Source organism: Thalassolituus maritimus, from assembly GCF_900156675.1.
GTDB classification, from domain to species: Bacteria; Pseudomonadota; Gammaproteobacteria; order Pseudomonadales; family Oceanobacteraceae; genus Thalassolituus; species Thalassolituus maritimus.
The window spans coordinates 1-3,289 of record NZ_FTOH01000024.1; the positions used below are offsets into that span (position 1 = coordinate 1).

Sequence of the window (3,289 nt, forward strand, 5' to 3'; positions counted from 1 at the left end):
AAGTTTTTGACCATCCTGAATGCGATGATCCGGAATGGTCAGGAGTGGTCTTATGAATAATTATTTAGCTACGGTTGAACCACAGTCGCTTGTTATGTGAATTCATAGCTCAACGACTCGAACTGCTCGCTTGTAATCTCCACCATCAGGCTCAACAAAATACCTAATCTTGCAGTCCGGGCATTCGACTGATGTGTTTTCGCTTGGCCCTTTTATCTGACCCGACTTACCGATAAGTGGCAAGATTCGCTCGCAGCTACAGTGCCAACTAGCATTGTTACCCGTGGCCACAGCAGAATTTAATGCTCCGTTTGATAACACTAAAGGAATCAGTCTTTGCTCTTGTGTCATCTGCGCCTCCGGTAGCCCCTCTTAAATTGCATCACGACCCTCTAAGAGGCAAGGCAAGCAAAGCCTAGCGTTGGCAGTCCCGTAAGCGCCCTAACGATCGTAACGTATTTGAACATCTTGTTATGTGAATTTTGATAACTTCTTCAACTCCAAAATTGAATCTTGCCCTACCAACCTAGTAGTACCGTCTTCTCTTTCTACACGGTAGGACTTTGGAGTTTTCTTTATACATTTAACACAATTTTCATATTCTATTTCATAACGGCCCGTCGAAAAAACCACATCGTAAATTTCACCTATCTCCATGACCAACTGACCTCTACGTTACGTTCATTTCAGTTATAAATAATCTCGAGCCAGACGACCTTATACATGTAACTAGTCTGAGTGACACTACTTTGATTTTCTTTGTACGGTTTCCGTTAAATTCACTGCATAACGCTGCAATCACGCGTTTGTCGCGTGCATTGCCTTGTTATGCCTCAACTCCAACAAAAACCATTCGCTTTCGCACGTGAGAATTAGTTTTAAAATCTACCCTTATCGAAAACGAAGAATTGTGTGGTGCCTCTAGAAAATCAACATTACCGTCATGGTTTCGTATAGATACAATACTTCCACAGATTACATCAGTAGAGCTGTTCTCATTTATTGCAAACACTTTATCTCCGACAGAAATCTTTGCACACTCCTCGGGAATCTCGGCAGGGAAAAATCTCTGAAATTCTAGCACACGAATGCCTCCATACACCTTGTAGGGTCTTCCTAAATCAATTTTTCTCGCGCTCTGATACGCATAAGAATTTAATCTGGAAAATACTATAGAATGTATAGCCAGGCCATATCGGCGAATTATTTCAATTCGTTCCTGAAGCATATCCAAAGACTCTATTTCATCAATACGAACCCCGTGAGCTATTTCATTCCTGCGTTGCGCCAGGTTATCTAGCTCTGACATCAATAAGGAGATAAGAATCTTTTTTTCGAGCGTCCCTGTCGGCGAATGCTTGCGAGATAGTGCTTCAGCTAGACCAGCATCGTCCAGGCAGGATCTAGATATTCCATGTATTCCAATTCTAGTAAATATTTCATGAATCGAGTCATAGCGAAAGTTCGAAGTATGGCTAACAAATGCATCATAGTTAAGAGCATACTCCTGCGCCTCGACCAGGCAATTGTGCATATTTTTCACCGCTTCAGTAAGTGACGACTGCCTGTAATCGGCACTCATTCCTCTTAATTTCTTAAGCTTATTGATGTGATCGAGAGATGCATCAAGATGATTTTTTCTTATCTCTTGAGGAAGACTCTTATAGTCTAGAGACAGCTCGCAGATACCTCGAAGAAATTCGATAATTATATCCTCGACATATCTTTCTAAAAATCCATAAAGAGATATTATGCCATTCTTATATGAATAAACCTTTGAATCCGTTAGTGCCGGGCTTATCTTCTCAGCTAGAAAACTCCGAAACTCAACTTCGAGGGAGTGTTCTCCGGTGTACTTTTTTGCTCCGGTTTGAAAGTATACTTGGCAGCTCTTTTCATAATTTAGATGATTTATTAAGCCATCTATGCTACTCAGAAAATCTGACAACGATTGGAACATTTAAATAAACCTATCAAAGAACTCATTGAACTTTAAGTCTCTTTCCTCTAGGGCTGACTGGTTGGTGTTTCTACCTTCGAAAGCGCCATAATTATCCTTATAGAACTCTATGATGGCCTCATTCATTTCCTTTCTTCTTCTTACAAGTTCATCGCGGAATTCTAGTCTCTGGCTCAAGGAGTTCATCATGGGGTCGTATACTGCGGTTGTGGGTCGTTCAAACCAACCCCACCCTGTTTTTCTTTTCCTATATAGAAAAAATGCTTTATCCCCGAACAGATCGTATGCCAGATTTATAGTAGCATCGAACAGGTCTTCTAAGTTGCCCAAGACTTCCGTAGTAAAATAGTTTCCTTTTTCTAGGTAGAAATCTAGAAATGATTCCAAAGACCCTCGCTGCAAATTGGCTCTTTGCCTGTAAGCAAAGAACCTCAGAACCAACTCTACGTCACCCATAGTTTTGAACAGTTTGTTTTCTGCGCGTTCGGAATGGATCCGATCAGGATTTCCGTCTTCTAATGGTATACCCCAAGCCTTGCATAAGCTCTGATTCTCAGAAAGTCTAATGCAGAGTCTGTTTAGTTTTCCATCGAAATTAGCATTTCTTTTCTCCTGAGGAGTAAGTTTTTCACCCCCACTATTAATTCGGTCGAAAACCATCTGCTTAAGGTTCTCTGCTTCCTCACTAGTTTTCGCCGTTTCATGCAAAAGGATAATTGAAGATATATATCTTCTATCTACGCCTTGCTGTACAAGTTTTGGAAGTTTGCTATATTTTTTCCCATTGAGTTCAGGCCACTTCGTAAGACCTTCGAGTTCAAACTCATCATCGTAAAAAGAAGAGATAGCGGTTAGCCTTTGTAAGCCATCCATTACTTCGTATGAAGAATATTCGTATTCATAAAGAAATATTGGAGGTATCGGTACATTCATTATCAATGATTCAATTAGTGATGACCTTTTTCTGTTGCTCCACCTATGTCGCCTTTGATACTCCGGGTTCATTTTGTAGATATCGCTGTGAACCATTGAAGAAATAGTGTTTAACGGGTACCTGGCCTGTTCAGTTACAATTCGTATCTCGCCCTCGCGATACTTACTGTTAATCTCTTCATCGGACATCCGTAGCGGCTGATCATTTACTACCTCATGCTCAATGCTTTCACCTTCAAAGAGTTTCATTTTTTACCTCTACTTGAAAATATTCTTCAGCATAACGCCCGACCTTGGGGCGTGATCTGCTACCACTTTCGTGGACACTTCAGGCACACGCCCTTGAATAGTTTTCAGGGCTTTCATACCCGATTCCAGAGTGAAGTCTCTCACGGT

At 41.1% G+C, this 3,289-nt stretch carries 2 protein-coding genes; both read right to left on the minus strand.

Going from position 1 to position 3,289, the window contains the following annotated elements:
* Positions 1 to 826 precede the first annotated feature (826 nt).
* Positions 827 to 1,960, minus strand: coding sequence for an MAE_28990/MAE_18760 family HEPN-like nuclease (locus BW941_RS17515; RefSeq protein ID WP_076518255.1), 1,134 nt, complete (start codon positions 1,958 to 1,960; stop codon positions 827 to 829).
* Complete coding sequence (locus BW941_RS17520) at positions 1,961 to 3,142, minus strand: DUF262 domain-containing protein (protein ID WP_076518256.1); 1,182 nt, start codon at positions 3,140 to 3,142, stop codon at positions 1,961 to 1,963. It lies immediately after the preceding gene.
* Positions 3,143 to 3,289 lie beyond the last annotated feature (147 nt).

Excerpts from the sequence above, each read along its gene's own strand:
- BW941_RS17515 (WP_076518255.1), bottom strand. The coding sequence starts at position 1,960 with ATGTTCCAATCGTTGTCAGATTTTCTGAGTAGCATAGATGGCTTAATA.
- BW941_RS17520 (WP_076518256.1), bottom strand. The coding sequence starts at position 3,142 with ATGAAACTCTTTGAAGGTGAAAGCATTGAGCATGAGGTAGTAAATGAT.